This is a genomic window from Microbacterium testaceum StLB037 (assembly GCF_000202635.1).
GTDB lineage: Bacteria > Actinomycetota > Actinomycetes > Actinomycetales > Microbacteriaceae > Microbacterium > Microbacterium testaceum_F.
In genome coordinates this window covers 3314893-3338486 of sequence record NC_015125.1, presented here as the reverse complement: position 1 = coordinate 3338486, position 23594 = coordinate 3314893, and the positions used below count along the sequence as shown (strand labels likewise).

Sequence of the window (23594 nt, the reverse complement as noted above, 5' to 3'; positions counted from 1 at the left end):
GAATCGGAGGATGCCACGCCAGACGTTCCGTTCGACGTTCACCCGCTTCCTGTGCGTCATCGCGTGGGCGATCATCGCCGCGGTCGCGATCGGCCTTCTCGTGGTGCCCGGCGCTTCGGACGCACCCGCCCTCGTGATCGTCGGCGCCCTGGGTGCCGCTGCCGCTGTCACCGCGGTGCTCTGGTCTCCGTCGATCTCCGTCGACGATGAGGCTGTTCAGGTCGACAACATCGCCCTGCGATACCGCGTGCCGTGGGCGGCGCTCATCCACGTCGACACCCGCTACGCCCTGCAGCTGCACACTCCGGGTCGCCGGATCGGCGTGACGGCCGCACCCGCTCCCGGCGCCGCCGGATCGCTCCGCGCCATGCGCGCCCACCGGCGCAGCGAGGGCGCGACCGCGCCGAACACCCGTCCCGGCGAGCTTCCCGGAACCGACTCCGGCAACGCGGCGGAGATGGTCCGCACGCGCTGGCACGCTCTGCGCGATGCCGGCCGTGTCGAGGCCGGCATCGCCGAGTCGGTTCCCGTGTCCGTGGCCCCACGCGTCGACAACCTGCTGCTGCTGATCGCGGGTGTCGCCGGAATGGTGCTGGCCGTGGCGCTGGCCTGACACCCGCCGCGAGACGGCCGTCATGACGACGGCGTCTCCGGGTGCACCCGCGCCTGCGTGCTGGCGGGAGCCGTCGTCGACGACGCCGGCTGCTCCTTCGTCCGCCGCAGCGAGAACCGCTTCTGCCGCGGGTCGAAAGCGTCACGCAGACCGTCGCCGACGAAGTTCACGAGCACCGCGAGCAGCACGATGAACACGGCCGGCCACCAGAACAGCCAGGGCCGGGTCTGGAACGCCGACTGGTTGTCGGAGATGATCAGACCGAGCGACACGTCGGGCGGGCGCACACCGAGCTGCAGGTAGCTGAGCGCGGTCTCGAGGAGGATCGCGGATGCCGCGAGCAGCGTCGCCGCGACGATGACGACGCCGATCGCGTTCGGCAGGATGTGCTTGAAGATGATGCGTGCATCGCTGGCGCCCGCGACACGAGCGGCCTCGACGAACTCGCGTTCGCGCAGGGAGAGGAACTCGGCGCGCACGAGTCGCGCGATCGTCGTCCACGAGATCATGGCGAGGAAGAACGCGAGCGGCACGACACCCAGACCGCCGGTCGCACGGCCGACGACCGCACCGATGACGATGATCGGGATGACGATGAAGACGTCGGTGATGCGCATGAGGACGGAGTCCACCCAGCCGCGGTAGTACCCGGCGAGGGCGCCGATCACGGTGCCGACGGCCGTTCCCACGAAGCTGATCACGATCATGACGAGGATCGAGTTCTGGATGCCGCGCATGGTCATGGCGAAGTAGTCGATGCCGATACGGTCCTGACCGAACGGGTGGTCACCGACCGACAACGGCCACAGCGAGAGCGTGGGCGCTCCCCCGTCGTTCTGCGGGTTCAGCGAGGTGTAGTCGTACTTCCACCACCCGGGGATCGGACCGAGGCCGATCGCGGAGACCGAGAAGACGGCGACGAAGATGAACAGGATGCCGGAGACGACGGCGACCTTGTTCGACAGGAAGCGCCGAAGGATGAGCCGTCCCTGGCTCACCCCGACGGTGTTCCGTTCGTCGACGGGCGGCGGAGCATCGACGTTGGCCGGCTCGGGAAGCATCTGGGTCATCGGAGGACCTCCGGGATTCGGATGGCGGCGATCATGCGACCACTCGCACGCGCGGGTCGAGCGTGGCGTAGGCGAGATCAGCCAAGAAGTTGAAGACGATCGCGGTGATCGCGATGACGAGGAAGTAGCCCATCACGGGGTTGACGTCGACGCGTTGGATGGAGGTGACGAACAACGCGCCCATGCCCGAGATCGCGAAGACCCTCTCGGTGATGACGGCACCACCGAGGAGTGCGCCGATGTCGGTGGCGATCAGGGTCACGATCGGGATCAGCATGTTCCGCAGTCCGTGGCGCAGGATCACCGTGCGCTCGGGCAGACCCTTGGCCCGCGCCGTGCGGATGTAATCCTGGTTCATCACCTCGAGCATGCCGGCGCGCGCGTAGCGCGTGTACCCGGCGAACGAGATGAGCAGCAGCGAGACCGTCGGCAGCAGCAGGTGCGTGAACGTATCGATCCCGCTGATCCACATGTCGCCGGTGAACCCCGGGGTGTTGGCACCGACCGTGGCAATCGGACGACCGTTGATGCGGGGGTTGTTGACGTACTGGGGCCACGACTGCATGTAGCGGTCGAGGACGACGAGGGCACCGGAGAGGAAGGCCACCAGCGCACCGATGCGCGCGGCCATTCCACGGTCGGGCGCGCCCAGCACGTAGCCGGAGATCAAACCGACGGCGACGGCGAAGATGCCGAGGATGATGATCGTGTTGAAGGTCGAGATGTCGAAGAGACCCTGCAGCGCGAAGTAGCACGCGTACGCGATCGCCCCGTTGAGGGCGGCGACGATGAGCGCACGGCGGTTCTGCAGGCCCGCGATCAGGGCGGTCGTGATCACCACGATGCCGGCGATCAACAGAAGGAGTCCGACGGGCCCGAGACCCGGGTTGCGGAACCAGTCCGTGACGTTGAAGTACACGAGCAGGGCGACCGTCGCCAGGCCGGCGACCGCGGCGACGATCACACGGCGACGCACCTCGCCGCCGATCATGGCCTGCCAGATAACCGCGGTGACGACGGCCAGCAGAGCGATCAGCCAGATCGGGATGGATGTCGCCGACTCCAGGAAGCTGTTGAAGCCGAGCGCCATGAACTCCTTGAGGAGCACCGCGACGAGGAACGACGGCAGGGAGAAGAGGAAGAAGCTGAGCAGCGTGATTCCGAAGTCGAATCCGCTGTACTGACGCAGCGCCGAGACGACGCCGACCACGATGCCGAGGACGATGGCCAGCACGAACGACGCCGTCACGAGCTGCAGGGTCGACCCGATGGCGGTGGGGAGGATGTCGAGCACGGCCGCGTTCGAGACGGTGAGGCCGAGGTTGCACGCGCCGGTGAACGGCACGAGGCAGCCGGCAGCACCGCCGAGCCAGAGGAAGTAACGCAGAGGAACCGGGACGTTCAGGTCGAGCGCCGCGACACGGGCGGCGATGAGCTGGTCACGGTTGGCGGCGGAGCTGTCACGCAGGTCCTGCAGGGGGTCGCCGGAGTTGGCGGCCAGCACGTACATGATGAACGATGCTGCGAGCAGAACCAGGATCGAGACGGCGATGCGCCTGAGGATGAATCCGACCATCGCGGGAGGTCTTCTTTCGATCGGGTGGAAAGGCACCTGTAGGTGCCCAGGAAAGGATAGTCGCGTGCGATCCGGGTTCGGCGCACGCGCACACGCGAAACGAGGCGCCGGAGTCGGGCGACTCCGGCGCCTCGCGAGGGTTCAACGGGTTATCAACCCGCCAGCGTCCACTCCTGCGCGTTCCACACGATGCCCGTCTGGCCACCGAAGTAGTCGATGCCCTGGACGGTACCGTTGTCGGCGAACAGGCCGGGGAGCTGGAACAGCGGCAGACCGTAGTAGTCCTTGGCCGTCTCAGCGTCGATCTTCACCTTGATGTCATCGAGCTTGGTGGTGTCGGTCGTCACCTGGCTCTCGTCGACGAGGGTGTCGACGGTCGCGTTGCTGTAGTTGTTGTAGTTGCCGCCGCCGCCGGTCTTGAAGATCTGCGGGAGAGCGGCGTTACCGGCACCCGGCGAGATCCAACCGAAGATCGACACGTCGTAGCTGCCGCTGCCGAGGAGCTTGCTCCAGTCGGGCGAACCGGCGTCCACGATGTTGAAGCCGGCCTGCTGCGCCGACTGCTGGATGGCGCGGAAGCTGTCGACACGGTTCGGGTTGTTGGTGTTGTAGAGGATGCGGACCGTCGGGGTCGCACCGTTCAGCAGCGCCTTGGCGCCCTCGATGTCGGGCTCGGTGAACTTGTCGTATCCGCTCGCGGCGACCGCGGTGCTGTACTTGTCACCATCGGTCGGCAGGAAGATCTGCGAGTTCAGGACCTCGGCATCCGGGTTGATCGGCTTGATGATCGAGTCGAGGATCTGCTGACGCGGGATCGTCTTGAGGAACGCCTCGCGGACGCTGGCGTCGGCGAACACGCCCCCGAAGCTCAGGTCGACGTGGTCGTACGACAGCTGGCTGCCGGAGTGGACCGTCGAGTTGGCGTTCTTGAGCGCGGTCAGCGTGTCGGCGGAGGGCTGCGGCTGAATGGCCTGGACCTCACCGTTCTGAAGCGCCGTGACCTGCGCGTTGGCGTCACCGATGAAGCGGATGATCAGCTGGTCGTACGAGGGCGACATCTTGCCCTTGTAGTTGGGGTTCTTGCCCAGCGTGATGCTCTGCTCGGGAGTGAAGTCGGTCACGATGAACGGACCGCTCGCCACGAGGAGGCTCGCGTCGGTCGGCATGGCCGTGACGTCGTAGCCCTTGTTCCAGAAATCGGCCGCGGCCTTCAGCGTCGCGTTGGGGGCGACGGGCGCGTCCGGGTTGCCCTTGGGGGTGTCCTTCAGGAGCTTGACGAAGTCCTCCTCGGAGACGCCGGCCTTCTCGGCGAGCACGTGAGCCGGCTTACCGATCGGGTTGACGAGCTCCCAGTCCACGAAGGGCTCCGAGTAGGTCAGCGTCATCGACATGTTGTCGTCGCTGATCTCGGGGAACGCCGTGGTGTCGAGGCCCGCGGTGCTGCCGGCGAGGGTGAAGTACTGCGTTCCGCCGTTGGTGACGGCGCCGCTCTCGTCGAGCTTCGCGTCGTCGTAGTAACCCGAGTTGATGGCCCAGTTGACGAGCATGTCATCGGCGTTGATGGGCTGGCCGTCCGACCAGGTCAGGCCTTCGTTGATGGTGTACTTCACCGTCAGCGGGTCGTCCGACACCTTCTCGTACGTGCCGAAGTCGGTGTTGTCGAGGACGCTGAAGTCCTTGTCGAGGCGCTGGAAGCCACCGAGACCCAGACCGCCGCTGACGCCGGTGAGGTAGCCCACCATGCCGTTGGTGTCGAGGTTGGCCTCGGGGGTGTCGCCGTTGAACGAGGTGAACGCGTTCGTCGTGGCGATGGTGATGGTGCCGCCGGAGGCGGAGGAGCCGCCTTCGGGTGCTGCCGTCGTGGTGCAGCCGGCGAGGGCGAGCGCCGCAACGGCGACACCTGCTCCCGCCGTCAGGGCGCGTGTGCGCCGAGTCTTTTCAGACACTTTGCCTCCAGTGCAAGGTTGGCGATTCCCCGCGCAACAGACGCCAGCGGGGGGAGCCGTGGATACGGAAACGATAAGGAAATGCACTGCGTTGGTCAAAACTCCTGGGGAAACCGTTACATACCTTTAATTCGGGAACGGTTGCATGTGGCAATCTGACAACATGATCCGCGACTCGGCCTTTCACGAACCCGGGATCGAACAAGACGCCTACCGGCGCCGACGGCTGCCGTGGGAGATCGCGCTCGTCCTCCTCGTCACGGTCGGTCAGTCCGCGATCTACTCGGTCGTCTCGTTCATCCGCGCGGCCACACGTGCTCCGATCTCTCAGCAGCAGACGCAGCTGAACCCCTCGCGGAGCGCCGAACCGCTCTGGGACGCGATCTACCAGTTCCTCGACATCTTCTTCTCGCTCGCGCTGGTCGCCCTCGTGGTGTATCTGCTGTGGGAACCGGGGCTCAGCGCCCTGCGCCGCATCGGTCTCGATTTCCGGCGGTTCGGGGGCGACATCGCCCGCGGTGTCCTGCTCGTCGCGCTGATCGGCGTTCCCGGCATCGGGGTCTACGCCGCGGGCCGGGCGCTCGGACAGAGCATCGCGGTGATCCCGGCACCCTTGGACTCCTCGTGGTGGGTGATCGCGCTGCTGATCCTCGCGGCGCTGCGTGCGGGGCTGACCGAGGAAGTGATCTTCCTGGGCTACCTCTTCGACCGCCTGCGGCGTCTCGGCTGGTCGTGGACGTGGGTCATCGTCTCGACGGCACTCCTGCGCGGGAGCTACCACCTTTATCAGGGGTGGCCCTCGGCGCTGGGAAACGTGGTCATGGGCCTGGTCTTCGGGTGGTGCTACCGACGCTGGGGCCGGGTCATGCCGCTGGTCGTGGCGCACACGATCATCGACATCGTCGCGTTCGTCGGCTACCCGCTCGCCGCCGCGTGGTGGCCCGGCATCTTCACGCCGACACCGGCTCCCACCCCGACCGCCACGCCCTGACCCCGACACGGTCGCCGGGGCTCGGCATCCGGTGTCCGACAGCGAGGATCAGGGAGTGGTGACCGACCAGGTCCAGAAGGACGGCGGGATGCCATCGGGTTCGGAGGTGTAGGCGACCCCCTGCACGCCCTTGCCGACGGCGACGGCACCCGTGCGCTCGAACAGCGGCACACCGGCGTAGGCGGTGAACAGCGAGCGGTCGATCTCTTTCGCGCTCGCCAGGACGTCGACCGGGTCGGTGTCGTTCGTGAGCTTGCGGAACGCGCGCTGCGCGTCGGGGCCGTCCACCCCCTCGGCCAGGCGGTCACGCGAGGAGCGGTAGAGACTCTCGTCCTCGCCGACCCAGGACAGGGTGGCTTCCGCCTGCTCCCCCTCCGCGGCGGCGCGAACGGCGATGCCCGCCTTCGCTCCCATCGTCACCAGTCGGGTGAACACCGCGCCCGACAGGTCGTCGGTGGCGTCGTAGGCGACGCGGAGGACGGCGGCGCGATCCTCGAGCGCGGAGCGCGCGGCATCCGGATCCGCCGAGGTTCCGGGTGCGTTGTTCCCCGACGTGAGGTCGTTGTAGAGCTGCCCCGTGGCCGGGGAGGAGAGGAAGGACTGCAACGGTCGCGCATCGGGGCGGACCTTCTGCATGAGCTCCTTGACGAGGGAGTCGCGATCGAGCGACAGGGTCACGGCCTGCCGGAGGTCGGACGGCGTGCCATCCGCGAAGCGCAACTGGAGCGTCTGCGTGGTGGGCCCGGTCGTGACCTGCACCCCCGCATCGGTCAGGGACGCGAGTTGGGTGGGGTCGAGGTCGCCCACGTTCGCCACGTCGACCTCGCCGGCCGCGACCGCGGCGAGCTGCGAAGCGCGATCCGCGAAGAACCGGACGGTGAGACCGGTGAGCCCGGGATAGTGGGCACCCTGGTAGTCGTCGCGTCGCTCGATGGTCAGAGCATCCGCGGTCACCTCGGAGACCTTCCACGGACCTGCCGCCACGGCCGACGCCGCGTCGGGCACTCCTCCGGCGGGCGCATCGAAACCGGTGTTCCAGGCTGCGGCCGCGGCCGCCAGGACGGGGTTCGGGGTGGCGGGGGCGGAGGGGTCGCCTTCCGCCGTGGAAAGGATGGCCGTCATGAGCTGCTGCACGGTGACGCCCGCCTTCGCGGCGACGACGTGCACGGGGCGGTCGAGCATCCACTGCCGGTTCCAGTCGGCGAAGGGCTGGTCGTACACGAGAGTGAGCGTGTCTTTTGCGCGGTTGAGGGTCGGACGCGCCGTCCGAGCGTTCGGATCGGCCGGCACGGCGGTCTGGAAGTATCGCGTGCCCGAGACGATCTGCCCCTGCGCGTCATAGGTCGCATCGTCGAAGAAATGCGACGACACCGCCCAGCCGAAGAGCAGGTCGTCCAGGCTCACCGGCGTCCCGTCTGACCAGGTGCGGTCGGGGAACAGCTCGTAGCTGACCGTGAGGGGATCGCCTTCGACGCGCGTGATGCGGCCCATGCCGTTGTTGGGCACGACCTGGAGCTCTCCGTCGAGCGAGCCGAGGCGCTCGTCCAGGAGCGATGCCACCGCCCGGTTGGCGGGCGTGGCCCCCTGCGCGGTCGCCGCGTTGAAGCTGGTGAGGGAGCCGACGACGCCCACGGTGAGGCTGGTGCGGACGGGCTTCTCGGGCTCGGGGGCAGGTTCCGGAGCGGAGCAGGCGGACAGCCCGATCGTCGCGACGACCAGCAGCGCCGCAGCTCGCAGCAGGGCCCGGGGACGTGTGGTCAATCGAGGTACATGAGACTGGCCAGGGTGCACAGGGGAACCTTACCCAACGCGTGCTGTGCGATTGCCTGAGCGCGCCGACCCCGACGGCGACTCCGGATGCCGGGAGCCGCCGCCGCGGTCGATTCGTTCAGGCAAATGCCTCCGGCGGAGGGCAGGAGCACACGAGGTTGCGGTCGCCGTAGGCCTGGTCGATGCGGCGCACCGGGGGCCAGTACTTCCCGCGGATGAGCGAACGCACGGGGTACACGGCCGTCTCCCGCGAGTACGGGTGCTCCCACTCCCCCACGACCACCGTCTCGGCGGTGTGCGGGGCATTGACGAGCGGGTTGTCGTCGGCGGGCCACTCCCCTGCGGCGACCGCGAGGGCCTCCTGCTTGATGGCGATCATGGCATCCACGAATCGATCGAGCTCGGCGAGGTCTTCGCTCTCGGTCGGCTCGACCATCAGGGTGCCGGCGACCGGGAACGACATCGTCGGGGCGTGGAAGCCGTAGTCGATGAGGCGCTTGGCCGCGTCGTCGACCGTCACGCCCGTCTGCTCCTTGAGCGGACGCAGGTCGAGGATGCACTCGTGCGCGACGAGGCCGCCCTCCCCCGCGTAGAGCACCGGGTAGTGCTCGCGCAGGCGCGTGGCGATGTAATTGGCCGAGAGCACCGCCGCGGCGGTCGCCTGACGGAGCCCCTCGGCGCCCATCATGCGCACGTACGCCCACGAGATGGGCAGGATGCCGGCGGAGCCGTGCGGGGCAGCCGAGACCGGTCCCCCGTCGAACGTGCCGCCCGCGTGATCCGCGCGCTGCGAAAACGGGTGCGACGGCAGGTACGGCGCGAGGTGCGCCTTCGCCGCGACCGGCCCCACGCCCGGGCCGCCTCCGCCGTGCGGAATCGCGAACGTCTTGTGCAGGTTGAGGTGCGACACGTCGCCGCCGAGATCGCCGAAGCGGGCGAAGCCCAGCAGGGCGTTGAGGTTGGCGCCGTCGACGTACACCTGCCCGCCGGCGTCGTGAACGGCCTGGGTGATCTCGAGCACGTCGTGCTCGTACACCCCGTGGGTCGAGGGGTACGTGATCATCAGGGCCGACAGTTCTGCGGCGTGCTGCGCGATCTTCGCGCGCAGGTCGCCGAGGTCGACGTTGCCGGCCTCATCGCACGCGACGACGACGACTCTCATGCCCGCGAGGATCGCCGAAGCGGCGTTCGTGCCGTGCGCCGACGAGGGGATGAGACACACCGTGCGATCGGTGTCGCCGTTCGCGAGGTGGTAGCCGCGGATGGCAAGGAGCCCGGCGAGCTCGCCCTGCGAACCGGCGTTCGGCTGCAGCGACACCGCGTCGTAACCGGTGACCTCGGCGAGCCAGCGCTCGAGCTGGTCGATCATCTCGAGGTAGCCGTGCACGTCGGCCTCGGGGGCGAACGGGTGCACGCGAGAGAACTCGGGCCACGAGACCGCCGCCATCTCGGTGGCCGCGTTGAGCTTCATCGTGCACGAGCCGAGCGGGATCATGCCGCGGTCGAGCGCATAGTCGCGGTCGGCGAGCGACTTGAGGTACCGCATCATGGCGGTCTCGCTGCGGTGCGTGTGGAACACGGGGTGGGTCAGGTACTCGTCGTCGCGGTGCAGCGCATCGTCGACGCCGCGCAGGGCCTCGCCCTCGGGCAGCTCCGCGGAAGCGAGGCCGAAGGCGTCGAGCACGGCCGCGAGATCGGCATCCGTCGTCGTTTCATCCACCGAGACGCCCACGGTCGCGTCGTCGACCCACAGCAGCTGGTAGCCGCGCTCACGGGCGCGGTCGACGACGTCCTGCGCGCGCCCCGGCACGTGCACGCGCACGGTGTCGAAGAACGCGTCGCTGGCGAGGGTCAGGTCGTAGGAGCGGAGAGCGGATGCCAGGGCATCGGCCTTCTGCGCCACCCGCGTCGCAATCGCGCGGAGCCCGTCGGGTCCGTGGTAGACCGCGTACATCGCGGCCATCACGGCCAGCAGCACCTGGGCGGTGCAGATGTTCGACGTCGCCTTCTCGCGGCGGATGTGCTGCTCACGCGTCTGCAGCGACAGGCGGTAGGCGGGGGCCCCGACGGCATCCTGAGACACGCCGACCAGGCGACCCGGCAACTGACGCTCGAGGCCCGCGCGCACGGCCATGTAGCCGGCGTGCGGTCCGCCGAAGCCGAGGGGCACGCCGAAGCGCTGGGTCGTGCCGACCGCGACGTCGGCGCCGAGGGCGCCCGGGGACCGCAGCAGGGTGAGGGCGAGGAGATCGGCGGCGGCGACGACGAGGCCACCCGCGGCATGCACAGCATCGGCGACGGCCGAGAAGTCCCACACGCGACCGGTCGCGCCGGGGTACTGCACGAAGGCGCCGAACGCCTCGGGCAGCTCGCCCGCGAACGAGGTCTCCTCGATGCGGATGCCGACGGCTGCGGCGCGGTGATGCAGTAGCGCCTTGGTCTGGGGCAGCGCGTCGACGTCGACAAGGAAGAGGTCGGTCTTCGCCTTCGACGCGCGACGGGCCACGAGCATGCCCTCGACGACGGCCGTGGACTCATCGAGCATCGAGGCGTTCGCCGTGGCGAGACCGGTCAGGTCGGTGACCATCGTCTGGAAGTTGATGAGCGCCTCGAGCCGGCCCTGCGAGATCTCGGGCTGGTACGGCGTGTAGGCGGTGTACCACGAGGGGTTCTCGAGGACGTTCCGCGCGATCACCGACGGGGTGAAGGTGTCGTAGTAGCCGAGGCCGATCAACGGGCGCGCCGACCTGTTGGTGGAAGCGAGTTCACGCAGCTCGGCGAGTGCCTCGGCCTCGGTCGCGGCCGGCGGGATCGAGCTCGTCGCGCGCGGCTGGACATGGATGGATGCCGGGACAGCGGTCTCAACGAGAGCCTCGACGCTGTCATAGCCGACGACCTCGAGCATGCGGGCTCGAGCTGCGGCGTCGACGCCGATGTGACGGTCGGTGAACGCGACCGGCGCGCCGGTCTCGGTGCGAGGGGGAAGGACGGAGGTCATGCGGTGAGGTCCTCGTAGGCGGCGCGGTCGAGCAGGTCCCCGGGAAGGTCGCCCTCGACGCGGATCTTGATGAGCCACCCGCCGGCGAAGGGCTCGGCGTTGACCAGGGAGGGGTCGTCGACGACGGCGTCGTTGACCTCGACGATCGTGCCGGTGATCGGGGCGTAGAGCTCGCCGACCGACTTGGTCGACTCGATCTCGCCGCAGACGTCGCCCGCGGTGACCGCGGAGTCGGCTCCGGGAAGCTCGACGAAGACGACGTCGCCGAGCTTGTCGGCTGCGAAGTCGGTGATCCCCACGGTGGCGACGTCACCGTCGATGGAGATCCACTCGTGCTCGGACGTGTAGCTGAGGGCGGTGAGGTCGGTCATGCGTTTCTCCGATAGAAGGGAAGGGCGGTGACGGTCGCGGGAATGCGGGTTCCGCGCACGTCGATGGTCAGGTCGGTTCCGATTCCGGATGCCGCGGGCGCGACGAACGCCATCGCGACGGGGTGGCCGAGGGTGGGGCTGAGGGCGCCACTGGTGATCTCACCCACGACGTCGTCGCCGTGCAGCACGGCGTAGCCGGCGCGGCCCGCGCGGCGGCCCTCCGAGACGAGGCCCACGAGCACGGGGGCGTCGGCAGGTCCCGACGAGAGACCGTCCTTGCCGACGAACGCCTCCTTGTCGACGGCGACGACACGGCCGAGGCCCGCCTGCGCGGGAACGATGTCGCGGGAGAGCTCGTGACCGTACAGCGGCATCCCCGCCTCGAGGCGCAGCGTGTCGCGCGCGGCGAGGCCGCACGGGACGAGACCGCGGTAAGAGCCCGCGGCGAGCGCCGCATCCCAGAGGGTGGCGGCCTGGGCGGTCTGGATCATGAGCTCGTAGCCGTCTTCGCCGGTGTACCCCGTGCGGGCGACGAACAGCGGCGCATCGTCGAAGGAGCCCTCGGTCCAGGCGTAGTAGCCGAGCTCGTCGAGCGGGGTGCCGGTGATCTCCACACCCGGGGTGGAGCTCAGGATGCCGCGTGCCTCGGGGCCCTGGAGGGCGATGAGGGCGTAGTCGTCGGTGACGTCGGCGACCGCGAGGGTTCCGCGAGCGCCGGTCGCTGAGCCTGTCGAAGCGGCCGACGCGGGGGCAGCGGTCGCTGTACTCGTGACGTCGGCGACTGCGGGGGTTCCGGTCCCTTCGACAAGCTCAGGGACCTCTGTTGCGGGGCCCCACGTGCGCTGAGCCAGGTCGAAGGCCGCGGCCACGGCATCCCGATTGCCGGCATTGGAGATGACGAGGAAGCTCTGCTCGCCCAGGCGGTAGACGATCACGTCGTCGACGATGCCGCCGCTCTCGGCGAGCACGAGCGAGTACTTGGCCTTGCCGATCTTCATGGTCGACAGGCGCCCGGCGAGCACGTGGTCGAGGAACGCGGCTGCAGCCTCGCCCTCGACGCGGAACTCGGCCATGTGCGAAATGTCGAAGAGGCCGGCGGCCCGGCGGACGGCGTGATGCTCGGCGAGGTCGGAGGTGTAGCGCACGGGCATGTTCCAGCCGCCGAAGTCGGTGAACGAGGCGCCGAGGGCCTCGTGCCGATCGTGCAGCGGCGAAGTGCGCGGTGGAGCGGGGGTTTCGGTCATGAGTTCTGCCGTTCGCGATGACGGACAGACGCCGGGCGGCGTCTGAAGAACTCCCCCTCTGTCATGGGCCTGAGAGTTTCGCCCGTGCACCCTGTTCGGGCGGACGCGGGCTTTCACCGTCGGCGGATCCGGCGCGGTGCACCCGGATCACTTTCCAGAGTGGCCCGATCGACGCGGTACGCGTACCTGAGAGATTGGCGGGGAGGCTTGCTCCTTCGGTGCCCGGCTGCGTTCGCCGGAGCTCTCCCGCATCGATCATGGGGCCGGTATGGACTTGTGGGGTCAGCCTAGCGGGTGGGGGCTCGGGGCACAGCCCGCGCTCCGGGAATCAGTATGAGCCGCCTGGCCACACGCCATCGGGGAGGCGGATGCAGGGCGAGAACGAATCGACATCGAGCTCCGCTCGGTCACGGATGTAACGAACGATCCACAGCGACCCGTACTCACCGGCGATATTGACGATCGAGTCCCCCTGGTCTTGCCGGAGGCTGACGCGGTAGTCGCCGCCGTTCCGATAGTGGTCCGCGATGACTCCGATAACGTCCTCGGGCGTTGGATCGCCTACTACGGTGGCGGTAAGCCCGCCCGCCCACTGCCTGGCACCATCTCGAGTACAGCCGAAGAAGGCGCCTTTCTCCTGCTGCTCGAGGTCTGCGAGCATCGATGAGGGGAGCACCGCGGCGATTTCTCGTTCGACCTTCTGAGCAAGCGCCTTCGCGTCGTCAACGCTCAGAGCTTCGTCCACAGTGACGCCGGAAGCCGAGCACGCCGTCAGTGGGAGACCGAGAAGGAGAAGCGCGCCAAATCCTGCGACAACTCTTCTTGTCATCCCATCAGCCCTTCTTTGAGATCGTTCAAGACGTTCTTGTTCTCCTCGCTCACGCCCGCTATGAGGTTGTGGTTGGCCAAAGGTGACAGAGACACACGCAGCGTGGGGCCGTCCGGGTAAAGGAACGGAGCGAGGTCCCCGCCGAGCGGGACCTCCGCGTCCGTCTTCCGCTCGTAGATGTGACTTTCGAAAGCCGAGACCGTGTCAGGCGCTCGGCCCGCGTTGACCAGCATCCCGTCCTGCGCCATCGAGAGCGCGTCCGTGTAGCTCCAATGCGAGTAGCTGGTCGAAGGGTGCGGCGCCCACCCGTCGGGAACCCAGGCGCCGGACAGCGAGTGAACTTGGGCATAGCGCACGCCGCGCATCTCCGAAGCCGTGATCGGAACGAGTCCCCAACTGTGCCCCGCGGCGAGCTGTAGACCGTGCGCCAGAGACGGATCGCTCGACACTTCTCGCCGGAATCGCGCGAGCGCCTCCCCCGCCGGCGCAGCGCGGTCGGGGTCGTTGGCTTCGAGAAGGCCGATCCCGAATCCCGTCTGCCCCGGATACTGGTCGTCGCCGGGGAAGTCGGTGCCCTTCCACACGAACGCGACCATCTCGCTTTCCTGCTCCGTCATCCACTTCGAGATGCTCTGGACCTCGCCTCGATAGAAGCTGTCTACGCGCGTGAACGTTCCGGGCACGTAGGCCAGGATCCTCGTCGTCTCTGGCCCGGGCGTGCCGAGCATCTCGATGATGCGATTGTCCGCAGGCTCGTAGAGGTAAAGCTTCACCTCGCCTGCGTTGACGCTACGGAGGTAGTCGCGCTCCGCTCGCAGGGCATCAAGTTTGGCCCGGCGATCCGCCTGCAAGTCAGCACTCGCCCCCTCCTGAAGAACGCCTTCCCACCCGGGCAACTCGCCCTCCACCTCACGAAGACGCGCTCGCGCGCTCACCCGATTGGCGGCGACCCGGTCGAGCGGTGGAACACCTCCCAGGGCGCCGATGAGGACCGGCGCGCCGTCGATGAGGGCCGCGACGGCGCCCGGCCCCAGCGTGTCCCACCACGCGCGGACGACCTCCGGCGAAGGCGGACGGGCACGCAAGCGCTCCGCCCACTCGGGATGAGCAGCGAGGAGGCGCGCGACCCGGGACGTGTCGGCCCGTGCGAGCGCGATGAGAGGAGCCAACACCAGATCGTCGGCTCTTGTCTCGGTGCGCGCCGACCAGGTCAGCCGGGGTCCGAGCGGTGGCGGGGAGGCATCCGGAATCGCGACCTCCCACGGCGGAGGCGGAGCAATGGCCTCGAGGTCCGAGCGCGCTTGGTCGAGGCGCTCTTCCACATCGGTCGCGAACAGCTCGATCTGCGCCTCCAGCTCGCTCGCCCGTTCACGGTCTTCGATGCCCCGTGACGCGGTCAAGAAATCCTCGGCATCGTCCACGAGTCCCCGCCGTTGCATCGCGAGCCACACCAGGTCGTCGGCGAGCTGATCGATGATGTCCGCGGCGCGGACCAGCGCTTCGCCCACATCCGCGCTGACGAGGACCAGAGACCTCATCTTGGCGACCAGCTCCTCCGTCTCCGGCGCCTGGTACACGGCCTCGAGACCGTCCCAGGCCGAGGCCGCCTCCGCTCCGGCCCCGGGAAGAACGCCCGCGCGAGCACGCAGCTCCTGGGCGACCCGCGACAGCTCTCCGAACTCCACGGGCAGCTCAGGGATCCCGCCGAAGCTCACGGTCACGCGACTCGCCACCGTCCGGTCCCCTGGCGCGCGACGCTCTGGTCGGCGTTCAGGGCCATCACCACGTCGGCGCGGCAGTACTCCGTGACCGCCTGCTCAGCCCCCTCCAGGAGCGCTCCGGCGTACTCGACCAGTCCGCACGCTTTCGCCTCCCACGGGCCCGTCGCCCTGTCGAACCCTCGAGAGAGCTCCGGCGCCGAGGAGACGGCATCCCGAATCGCCCACAGGGCCTGCACGGCGGCGCTGACGGCGCTCGTCAGGTCGTCGAGAGAACGCGAGGTGGCGCCGGCGAGGTTGAGGAATCCCCCGATGTCGATCGCGTATCGGTCGGTCATCCGCGAGACGGTAGTCGGATAGCCGAGACGGCACGGGAATCTCTCCACAGCCCCCTACCTGGTGAGGAGAGGTCGGCGTGGGCGTTAACGCGGAGTGCAGGCGCCGGATGCCACGGGCGTCGACAACGATCCGAGCTGCGCCATCACGGGCTCCAGCTCCGCCGGCGTCATGGCGTACCCGACGTTATCGTCGGTGTCCGAGCGGGCGAAGACGACGCCCGCGACATCCCCGGACGGCGTCAGCAGGGGGCCGCCGGAGTTACCCGGTCGCACGGTCGCGGCGAGCGCATAGATCTCGCGCGGGCTCGACTGGCCGTCGTAGATGTCGGGGACCGGGACGCTGCCCACCGACAGGACCTGCGCGCTCCCCGAGGTGAAGGGACCCCCGTACGGGTAGCCCTGCACCACGGCGGCCGCTCCGACCTCGAGGGTCGAGACGACCGGGAGGGGGGTGGCATCCAACCCGTCGACGGCGACGACGGCCAGGTCGTCCGAGGGATCGAAGTAGACCACGCGACCCTCGCGCGCCGGCTGGCCGGGCAGCTCGACGAGCGGCGCGTCCACGCCCGCGACGACGTGCGCGTTCGTGATCACCCGGCCGTCTGCCGCCACGAAGCCCGACCCGCTCGAGGTGATGCCGCACGCGTATGCGGTGCCCGAGATCCGGGCGACGGACTGCGCCGCCTCGGTCAGCGCCGGGTCGTCCAGCGCGATGTCGGGGGCGGTGGGAACCGGCCCGATCTGGATGAGCTGCCCGAGACGCGGGATGCCGTCGGCGAGCACCGTTCCGCGCAGTTGCGCGATCGCGGCGCGCAGGGGGGACGGGGTGATGTCGTCGATCGTCCGGACGACGGCGGATGAGCCGAGCGCGGCGGAGACAACCGGCATCCCGGCGGGGATGAGCGAGCCGGAGACGAAGGAGATGGCGAGAGCCGCCGCGGCGACGTTGACGACCCCGCCCAGGAGGCGCTCCGGGATGCGCAGCTTGATGCGGTCGGCGCCCCGGCGGAAGATCTGGCCCACGGTGCTGCCGAGGCCCGCGCCGAGAAGGAGGAGCAGGACACCCGCACCGACCATGGCCGGCCCGCGCCAGTCCGGTTCGGCCACCCACTGCCCGACGAACGGGGTCGCCCAGAACGCGGCGACGGCACCGAGCGCGAGGCCGGCGAAGAAGCCGATCGTGGCGAGGAAGCCGCGAGACAGCCCCACGAGAAGAGCGACCGCCAGCACGACGATCAGCACGATGTCGACAACAGCCACCCGCACCTCCTGGATCCCTCCGAGGCTAGGACGGACGTCTGAGAGAACGCTTCCGACGCGCTGGCGGCGGGGCGCGGCGCGGCGCGCCGGTGTCGGTCGCCGAGAAACGCCGTTCGCGTCGAGACACGCGGCGTGTCGCCGTGTCTCGACAGAATCGGCGTTTCTCGCGGGCTCGCCGGCACCTCGAGGGCTCGCTGGCACCTCGCGGGCTCGCCCGCACCTCGCGGGCGCACCGGCACCTCGCCGCGCGGATTCGCCCTTCGGGTCCGGATGACACTAAGATCGAGAGCGGAGATATGGTCACCATGACACGAACCCCTGAGCCCGAGACCCGCGACGCCGGTGTGCGCGTCGCGGTGTCGACCGTCATCTTCAGCGTGCGGCGCGATGCCCACGATGAGCCCGTGTTGTCGCTCCCCCTCGTGCGTCGCACGCGAGACCCGTTCGACGGTCGGTGGGCGCTCCCGGGCGGGTGGCTCGATGCGACCGAGGAGCTCGACACCGCGGCATCCCGGACTCTCGCCGAAACCACGGGCCTCACTCCCAGCTACCTCGAGCAGCTGTATGCGTTCGGAGCGGTGGACCGCTCCCCCACGCGGGTCGTGTCGATCGTCTACTGGGCCCTGCTGCGATCAGACGAAGTCGACGCCCAGGTCGCCGCGCACGAGCGTGAGGGCGACGCGCCCGAGAACGTCGAGTGGTTCGACGCCACCGACCTGCCCCCGCTCGCGTTCGACCACAACGACATCGTCGAGTACACGCTCTGGCGCCTCCGCAACAAGGTCGGCTACAGCCGCATCGCGCACGGCCTCCTGCCGGACGAGTTCACGCTCGCCGACCTGCGTGAGGTGAACGAGACGATCCTCGGCAAGCGCCTGGACCCGGCGAACTTCCGCCGTCAGGTCGACACGTCGAACACCCTCATCCCGACCGAACGCTTCCGCACCGGAAGCCACCGCCCCGCCCGCCTGTACCGCTACAACCGCGATGTGGAGCTCGCCGACCGCGGCCCGCTCCCGTCCCGTCACTGATCGGAACGCCCATGTCCGCCACCCTCATCACCCTGCAGCCGCGCCCCGCCATCGACCCCAGCGTCGACCACGCGATCCAGGCGATCGTCTCCGGCGCGTCGACCGACGCGACCTGCACGACCGACCTCGCCGTGGGCCCGTGGGACTTCGACACCCGCCCCGGATACGGTCCGGGCTCGTCGATGGGCGACGTCATCCCCACCGGTGCCCCGCGCCAGGGCGAGCTTCCGCAGGCGTATCGCGACGCCACCGACGACGAGCTCGACGCCCGCATCCGTGCGGCGAAGGAGACGCTCGGCGACCGGGTCGTCGTGCTCGGGCACTTCTACCAGCGCGAAGAGGTCGTGCGGCACGCCGATTACGTCGGCGATTCGTTTCAGCTCGCCAACGCCGCCAAGGAGCGCCCCGAAGCCGAGGCCATCGTCTTCTGCGGCGTGCACTTCATGGCCGAGACCGCCGATCTCCTGTCGCGTCCGGAGCAGGCCGTCATCCTGCCCAACCTCGCCGCGGGCTGCTCGATGGCCGACATGGCCGACATCGACCAGGTCGAGGAGTGCTGGGAGCAGCTCGCCGACGTGTTGGGCGACCTGGAGACCCCGGATGCCGACGGCTTGCTGCCCGTGATCCCGGTGACTTACATGAACTCGAGCGCCGCCATCAAGGGCTTCGTCGGGCGTCACGGCGGCATCGTCTGCACCTCCTCGAACGCCCGGACCGTGCTCGAGTGGGCGTTCGCGCGCGGACGCCGCGTGCTGTTCTTCCCCGACCAGCACCTCGGCCGCAACACCGCGAAGGCGATGGGCGTGCCGCTCGAGCAGATGCCGATGTGGAACCCCCGGAAGCTTCTCGGCGGGTCGACCGACGCGCAGATCGCCGACAGCCGTGTGATCCTGTGGCACGGCTTCTGCTCCGTGCACCGCCGCTTCACCGTCGACCAGATCGACAAGGCCCGCGCCGAGCACCCCGGAGTCCGCGTGATCGTGCACCCCGAGTGCCCGATGGACGTGGTCGACGCCGCCGACGAGGCAGGCTCCACCGACATCATCCGCAAGGCGATCGCCGCAGCGACCGAGCCCACGACCTTCGCCATCGGCACCGAGATCAACCTCGTGCAGCGCCTCGCCGCGCAATACCCGCAGCACGAGATCTTCTGCCTCGACCCCGTCGTCTGCCCGTGCTCGACGATGTACCGCATCCACCCCGGCTATCTCGCGTGGGTGCTCGAGTCCCTCGTGGACGGCCAGGTCGTCAACCGCATCACCGTGCCGGCCGACGTCGCCGAGCCCGCCACCGTGGCGCTGGAGCGCATGCTCGCGGCCAAGCCGAACGGCGCGGTGAAATGACGACCGTCGTCGTGGTGGGCAGCGGCATCGCCGGTCTCACGGCGGCGTTGCATGCGCACGAGAACGGATGCCGCGTCACGGTCGTGACGAAAGGCGCGCTGCCGGACACCAACACGCGGTGGGCGCAGGGCGGTATCGCGGCGGTGACCCATCCGGCGGATACCCTCGCCTCGCACGCGGCCGACACCGTGACCGCGGGCGCGGGGCTGAGCGACCCCGCGGCAGTCGATGTGCTCGTGGGCGAAGGCCCCGCGCGCATCGCGGAGCTCGTCGGGCGCGGTGTCGCATTCGACCGCACGGCCGATGGCGACTTCTCGCGCGGCCTCGAGGCCGCCCACGCGATGCCGCGCGTGCTGCACGCGGGCGGCGACGCGACGGGAGCGGAGATCCAGGCCGCGCTCGGGGCTGCGGTCCGCGCCGCGGGGCTCACCGTGCGGGAGCACGAGCAGCTGCGCGATCTCGTCGTGCGTGACGGCCGCGTCACGGGGATCGAGCTCGACGGCGGCGAGCGACTGGACGCCGATGCGGTGATCCTCGCGACCGGGGGCGCGGGTCAGCTGTACGCGCACACGACGAACCCGCTCGGCGCGACCGGCGACGGCATCGCGGCCGCGATCCGCGCCGGTGCGGCGGTCGCCGACCTCGAGTTCGTCCAGTTCCACCCGACGGCCCTCGCCGTCGGCGCTCCGTTCCTCGTCTCGGAGGCCGTCCGGGGCGAAGGCGCCGTGCTGATCGACGACACCGGCCGCCGTTTCGCGTTCGACGCGCACCCCGACGGCGAGCTCGCGCCGCGCGACGTCGTCGCCCGGGCGAACGCGCGGGCGATGGCCGCCCAGGGCGGTCGCCCGGTGCGACTGGATGCCACCGCCCTCGGCGCCGAACGGCTCGCCCAGCGCTTCCCCACGATCGACGCCGCTGTGCGCGAGCGCGGTCTGGACTGGGCACGCGACCCCATCCCGGTGACGCCCGCGGCGCACTACCTGATGGGCGGTGTCGTCACCGACCTCGACGGACGAACCACGGTGCCGGGACTGTATGCGGTGGGCGAGACGGCCCGGACCGGTGTGCACGGCGCGAACCGGTTGGCATCCAACTCCCTCCTCGAAGGAGCCGTGTTCGGAGCCCGGGCGGGGGACGCCGTCGCGCGCGATGGCCACTGGCCGGTCGCACCCGGCACCGCGCAAGCCGTGATCGAGCCGGTCACCGCGACCGACGCGCCGCCGTTCTCGCGCGCGGCGCTCCAGCAGCTGATGTGGGAAGAGGCGGGGCTGATCCGCGAGGCGGACGGTCTCGCACGCGCCGCCGCGGTGCTCGCGTCGTGGAGCGCCGGCCCGTCGCCTCGCTCGATCGAGGACGCGAGCCTGCTCCTCGTCGCGAGTCACCTCGTCTCCGCCGCCCGCGCACGCACGGGATCGGTGGGTGCGCATTTCCGTTCGGACGCCCCGGATGCCGAGACCCCCGCGTCCACGCCCCTCGCGGGCACCGCTCACACCGACGTCATCCCCGCATCCCCGGAGGTCCTCGCATGCTGACCCGCGCCACGATCGACCGCGTCGTCTCCGCCGCCCTCGAGGAGGACGCTCCCTGGGGCGACCTGACGAGCGAGACCCTCATCCCCGCCGGAGCCACCGCGCGCGCCGAACTCGTCGCCCGCGTCGACGGGGTGTTCAGCGGCGCGGCCGTCTTCGCCGCCGCGTTCACGCTGACCGATCCCTCGGTCGTCATCGACCAGCGCGTGGGCGACGGGGAACGCTTCGCTCCCGGCGACACGCTCGCCGTGGTCACCGGTCCCGCCCGCGCGGTGCTCACGGCCGAGCGCATCGGGCTGAACTTCGTGCAGCGCATGTCGGGGATCGCCACCCTGACCAACCGATACGTGACCGAGGTCGCGCACACGGGCGCGCGCGTCGTCGACACCCGCAAGACCACGCCCGGGCTCCGTGCGATCGAGCGGCAGGCCGTCCGTGACGGCGGCGGACACAACCATCGCTTCTCGCTCTCGGACGCCGTGATGGCGAAGGACAACCACCTCGCCGTCCTCACCGCGAGCGGCCTCTCGGTCACGCAGGCGCTCGAGAGCGCGATCGCCCGCCTCCCCCACACCACGCATGTCGAGGTCGAGGTCGACCGGCTCGACCAGATCGATGCTGTCCTCGCCGCCGGTGTCGGCACGATCATGCTCGACAACTTCTCGCTCGAGGATCTCCGCATCGGCGTCGCCCGCATCGCCGGAGCGGCACAGGTCGAGGCCTCGGGCGGGGTGACCCTCGAGACGGTCCGCGCGATCGCCGAGACCGGCGTCGATGTGATCTCGGTCGGCGCGCTCACCCACTCGGCGCCCGCGCTCGATCTGGGCCTCGACATCCGCATCGAGACGGCGTGACGCTCTACCTCGACAACGCCGCCACGACCCCCGTGCGCCCCGAGGCGCTCGAGGCGATGGCGCCGTACCTCACGCGGTTCTTCGGCAACCCGTCGAGCCATCACGAGGTCGGTGAGGCCGCGGCATCCGCCCTCGACGATGCTCGCGCGCGCGTCGCCGCCGTGCTCGGCATGCGCGCGGGCGACGTGATGTTCACCTCCGGCGGCACCGAATCGAACAACGCCGCGATCAAGGGCATCGTGCTCGGGTCGGGGAAGAAGCACCTCGTCACCACCGCGATCGAGCACGAGTCGGTGCTCGCCTCCGCCGATTACCTCGCGCGCCTGCACGGCGTCGACGTCACGCGCGCCGCCATCGACGGCGCGGGGACGCTCACGCCCGCAGCCCTCGCGGATGCGCTCCGTGACGACACCGCCCTGGTGAGCATCGGGTACGCGAACAACGAGGTCGGCACGATCCAGGATGCCGCCGCCCTCGCGGCCGTGGCCCACGCGCGGGGCGTCCCGCTGCACCTCGACGCCGTTCAAGCCGCCGGCTGGCTCGCCCTGTCGGGCACGGGAGCGGATGCCATCACGGTGGCCGGACACAAGATCGGCGCCCCCAAAGGCACCGGGATCCTCGCCGTCCGCGGGCGGCTGCCGTTCGAGCCCCTCCTGCACGGCGGGGGCCAGGAGCGCGGACGTCGCTCCGGCACGCCCGACGTCGCCGGGGCGGTCGCCATCGCGCGCGCCCTCGAACTGGCCGAGGCGGAACGTTCCGATGAGGCCGTCCGCGTGTCAGCGCTGCGGGATGCGTTCGTCGCCCGCGTTCTCGCGCTCGTGCCGGGCGCGCGAGTCACCGGCCACCCCGAGCATCGACTACCGGGCACGGCCAGCTTCGTCTTCCCCGGAACGAACGGCGAGACGGTCCTGCTCGAACTCGAACGGCGCGGGGTCGTCTCCTCCAGCGGATCCGCGTGCGCCGCGGGGAGCGACGAGGCCTCCCACGTGCTCCTCGCCCTCGGAATCGCCCACGACGACGCGCGCACCGCGGTGCGCTTCACGCTCCCGCACGGGCTCACGGCATCCTTGGAACCCGTTGCGGATGCGGTCGCGGCGGCCGTATCCGCCGTAGGATCGCGCGGGTGAGCACCACCGGCGTGACCGTCATCGTTCCCGGCTTCAATGTCGCCGACTACGCCGAGGAAGCGCTCGACTCCCTCCGTGCGCAGACGCATCGGCACTGGACGGCCGTGCTCGTCGACGACGCCTCGACCGACGACACCCGACACCTCTTCGCGGATGCCGCGGCCGCCGACCCGCGGTTCCAGGTCGTCCGACACGAGACCCAGCGCGGTCTCGGGGCCGCCCGCAACACCGGACTCTCCCTGGTCGAGACGACGTACACGGCGTTCCTCGACGCCGACGACCTGCTCCGCCCCGACGCCCTCACGCGTCTCTCCGACACGCTCGACCGGACCGGCAGCGATTTCGTCGTCGGCGCGTACGTGCGTCTGCGACCGGATGCCGAGGGGCCCGACTACACCGCGGGCGAGGTGCAGCCCTGGGTCGCGGCCGCCACCGACCCGGCGCGCGAGCGGACGTCGCTGACCGCGCACCCCGTGGCATCCGGCAACATCGTCGCCTGGTCGAAGCTGAGCCGCACCGCGTTCTGGCGAGCGCACGACCTCCGGTTCCCGGAAGGGCGGTACTACGAGGATCAGGTGCTGGCGCAGCGGATGTACACGCTCGCCGAGGCGTTCGACGTGATCCCCGACGTGATCGTCGAGTGGCGGCAGCGCCGCGACGGCGGCTCGATCACGCAGCGACTCGGCGAACTCGCCGTGCTGCGCGACTACCTCGAGGCCCTGGGCGAGGGGATCGCGGTGCTCCGCGCGGCCGGGGCGGAGGCCGCGGTCATCGAGCGGGGAGCACTCATCCGGACGCTCGACCTCCCGCCGCTGTCACGGATCGCCGAGACGCATCCCGATCCGGCGTATCGCATCGCTCTCGAGGCGTTCGTGGAGACGCTGCCGGGCTGACGGGTGTGCCCGGTCCCTTCGACAAGCTCAGGGACCTTCGACAAGCTCAGGGACCTGAGACGCGCTCAGAGACCTCCGACGCGCTCAGGGACC

The 23594-nt window shown here is 69.8% G+C and carries 19 protein-coding genes and 1 riboswitch; of the genes, 8 read left to right on the top strand and 11 right to left on the bottom strand.

Annotation, left to right across the window (positions count from 1 at the left end):
• The first annotated feature begins 10 nt into the window (after nucleotides 1-10).
• A complete protein-coding gene (locus MTES_RS15180) occupies nucleotides 11-613 on the top strand; it encodes a PH domain-containing protein (protein WP_013586161.1) in 603 nt (200 codons plus the stop codon).
• A 20-nt stretch (nucleotides 614-633) separates the two neighbouring features.
• On the opposite strand, the gene MTES_RS15175 is transcribed toward MTES_RS15180, so the two are convergent.
• The 3 genes from MTES_RS15175 to MTES_RS15165 form a co-directional block, all read right to left on the bottom strand.
• Complete coding sequence (locus MTES_RS15175) at nucleotides 634-1683, bottom strand: ABC transporter permease (protein ID WP_013586160.1); 1050 nt, start codon at nucleotides 1681-1683, stop codon at nucleotides 634-636.
• 31 nt (nucleotides 1684-1714) lie between these two features.
• Nucleotides 1715-3259, bottom strand: coding sequence for an ABC transporter permease (locus MTES_RS15170; protein WP_013586159.1), 1545 nt, complete (start codon nucleotides 3257-3259; stop codon nucleotides 1715-1717).
• Between the two features lie 152 nt (nucleotides 3260-3411).
• Nucleotides 3412-5205, bottom strand: coding sequence for an ABC transporter family substrate-binding protein (locus MTES_RS15165; RefSeq protein ID WP_013586158.1), 1794 nt, complete (start codon nucleotides 5203-5205; stop codon nucleotides 3412-3414).
• Between the two features lie 163 nt (nucleotides 5206-5368).
• On the opposite strand from MTES_RS15165, the gene MTES_RS15160 reads away from it, so the two are divergent.
• Complete coding sequence (locus tag MTES_RS15160) at nucleotides 5369-6196, top strand: CPBP family intramembrane glutamic endopeptidase (protein WP_050901801.1); 828 nt, start codon at nucleotides 5369-5371, stop codon at nucleotides 6194-6196.
• A gap of 48 nt (nucleotides 6197-6244) precedes the next feature.
• Here MTES_RS15160 and MTES_RS15155 read toward each other — a convergent pair whose 3' ends face one another.
• From MTES_RS15155 to MTES_RS15120, 8 genes are all read right to left on the bottom strand, one after another.
• Nucleotides 6245-7957, bottom strand: a complete 1713-nt coding sequence (locus MTES_RS15155) for an ABC transporter substrate-binding protein (RefSeq protein ID WP_013586156.1) — start codon at nucleotides 7955-7957, stop codon at nucleotides 6245-6247.
• A 127-nt stretch (nucleotides 7958-8084) separates the two neighbouring features.
• Nucleotides 8085-10964, bottom strand: coding sequence for an aminomethyl-transferring glycine dehydrogenase (gcvP, locus tag MTES_RS15150; RefSeq protein ID WP_013586155.1), 2880 nt, complete (start codon nucleotides 10962-10964; stop codon nucleotides 8085-8087).
• A complete protein-coding gene (gene gcvH, locus MTES_RS15145) occupies nucleotides 10961-11335 on the bottom strand; it encodes a glycine cleavage system protein GcvH (RefSeq protein WP_013586154.1) in 375 nt (124 codons plus the stop codon). The genes gcvP and gcvH overlap by 4 nt, the downstream gene beginning before the upstream one ends.
• Nucleotides 11332-12579 carry an aminomethyltransferase family protein gene (locus MTES_RS15140; protein ID WP_013586153.1) on the bottom strand — a complete coding sequence of 416 codons (1248 nt, stop codon included), beginning with the start codon at nucleotides 12577-12579 and terminating at the stop codon, nucleotides 11332-11334. Before MTES_RS15140 ends, gcvH begins: the two co-directional genes overlap by 4 nt.
• A gap of 164 nt (nucleotides 12580-12743) precedes the next feature.
• Nucleotides 12744-12838: riboswitch (glycine riboswitch) on the bottom strand.
• 69 nt (nucleotides 12839-12907) lie between these two features.
• On the bottom strand, nucleotides 12908-13408 hold the full coding sequence (locus tag MTES_RS15135; RefSeq protein ID WP_013586152.1) for a hypothetical protein: 501 nt from the start codon (nucleotides 13406-13408) through the stop codon (nucleotides 12908-12910).
• Nucleotides 13405-14985 carry a hypothetical protein gene (locus tag MTES_RS15130; RefSeq protein WP_148272898.1) on the bottom strand — a complete coding sequence of 527 codons (1581 nt, stop codon included), beginning with the start codon at nucleotides 14983-14985 and terminating at the stop codon, nucleotides 13405-13407. The genes MTES_RS15135 and MTES_RS15130 overlap by 4 nt, the downstream gene beginning before the upstream one ends.
• A gap of 140 nt (nucleotides 14986-15125) precedes the next feature.
• Nucleotides 15126-15464 carry a hypothetical protein gene (locus MTES_RS15125; protein ID WP_013586150.1) on the bottom strand — a complete coding sequence of 113 codons (339 nt, stop codon included), beginning with the start codon at nucleotides 15462-15464 and terminating at the stop codon, nucleotides 15126-15128.
• An 84-nt stretch (nucleotides 15465-15548) separates the two neighbouring features.
• A complete protein-coding gene (locus MTES_RS15120) occupies nucleotides 15549-16724 on the bottom strand; it encodes a MarP family serine protease (RefSeq protein ID WP_013586149.1) in 1176 nt (391 codons plus the stop codon).
• Between the two features lie 305 nt (nucleotides 16725-17029).
• Here MTES_RS15120 and MTES_RS15115 point away from each other — a divergent pair, with 305 nt between their 5' ends.
• The 6 genes from MTES_RS15115 to MTES_RS15090 are packed head-to-tail and all read left to right on the top strand — an operon-like array spanning nucleotide 17030 to nucleotide 23501.
• Nucleotides 17030-17755: an NUDIX hydrolase gene (locus tag MTES_RS15115; protein ID WP_050901884.1), complete on the top strand. Its 726-nt coding sequence runs from the start codon at nucleotides 17030-17032 to the stop codon at nucleotides 17753-17755.
• Nucleotides 17756-17766: 11 nt separating this feature from the next.
• Complete coding sequence (gene nadA / locus MTES_RS15110; protein ID WP_013586147.1) at nucleotides 17767-19098, top strand: quinolinate synthase NadA; 1332 nt, start codon at nucleotides 17767-17769, stop codon at nucleotides 19096-19098.
• Nucleotides 19095-20630: an L-aspartate oxidase gene (nadB, locus tag MTES_RS15105; protein WP_013586146.1), complete on the top strand. Its 1536-nt coding sequence runs from the start codon at nucleotides 19095-19097 to the stop codon at nucleotides 20628-20630. The genes nadA and nadB overlap by 4 nt, the downstream gene beginning before the upstream one ends.
• The gene (gene nadC, locus MTES_RS15100; protein WP_013586145.1) at nucleotides 20624-21481 is read left to right on the top strand and encodes a carboxylating nicotinate-nucleotide diphosphorylase; all 858 of its coding nucleotides are present in this window, start codon (nucleotides 20624-20626) and stop codon (nucleotides 21479-21481) included. Before nadB ends, nadC begins: the two co-directional genes overlap by 7 nt.
• Entirely contained in the window at nucleotides 21478-22608 is a 1131-nt protein-coding gene (locus MTES_RS15095) for a cysteine desulfurase family protein (protein WP_013586144.1), read from the top strand. Before nadC ends, MTES_RS15095 begins: the two co-directional genes overlap by 4 nt.
• Nucleotides 22605-23501 (top strand): glycosyltransferase family 2 protein, encoded by an 897-nt coding sequence (locus tag MTES_RS15090; protein ID WP_013586143.1) that lies wholly within the window; start codon nucleotides 22605-22607, stop codon nucleotides 23499-23501. The genes MTES_RS15095 and MTES_RS15090 overlap by 4 nt, the downstream gene beginning before the upstream one ends.
• The last annotated feature ends 93 nt before the right edge of the window (nucleotides 23502-23594 follow it).

Coding starts and splice junctions, on each gene's coding strand:
- MTES_RS15180 (WP_013586161.1), top strand. CDS start 11: ATGCCACGCCAGACGTTCCGTTCGACGTTCACCCGCTTCCTGTGCGTC.
- MTES_RS15175 (WP_013586160.1), bottom strand. CDS start 1,683: ATGACCCAGATGCTTCCCGAGCCGGCCAACGTCGATGCTCCGCCGCCC.
- MTES_RS15170 (WP_013586159.1), bottom strand. CDS start 3,259: ATGGTCGGATTCATCCTCAGGCGCATCGCCGTCTCGATCCTGGTTCTG.
- MTES_RS15160 (WP_050901801.1), top strand. CDS start 5,369: ATGATCCGCGACTCGGCCTTTCACGAACCCGGGATCGAACAAGACGCC.
- gcvP (WP_013586155.1), bottom strand. CDS start 10,964: ATGACCTCCGTCCTTCCCCCTCGCACCGAGACCGGCGCGCCGGTCGCG.
- gcvH (WP_013586154.1), bottom strand. CDS start 11,335: ATGACCGACCTCACCGCCCTCAGCTACACGTCCGAGCACGAGTGGATC.
- MTES_RS15140 (WP_013586153.1), bottom strand. CDS start 12,579: ATGACCGAAACCCCCGCTCCACCGCGCACTTCGCCGCTGCACGATCGG.
- MTES_RS15135 (WP_013586152.1), bottom strand. CDS start 13,408: ATGACAAGAAGAGTTGTCGCAGGATTTGGCGCGCTTCTCCTTCTCGGT.
- MTES_RS15125 (WP_013586150.1), bottom strand. CDS start 15,464: ATGACCGACCGATACGCGATCGACATCGGGGGATTCCTCAACCTCGCC.
- MTES_RS15115 (WP_050901884.1), top strand. CDS start 17,030: ATGACACGAACCCCTGAGCCCGAGACCCGCGACGCCGGTGTGCGCGTC.
- nadA (WP_013586147.1), top strand. CDS start 17,767: ATGTCCGCCACCCTCATCACCCTGCAGCCGCGCCCCGCCATCGACCCC.
- nadB (WP_013586146.1), top strand. CDS start 19,095: ATGACGACCGTCGTCGTGGTGGGCAGCGGCATCGCCGGTCTCACGGCG.
- nadC (WP_013586145.1), top strand. CDS start 20,624: ATGCTGACCCGCGCCACGATCGACCGCGTCGTCTCCGCCGCCCTCGAG.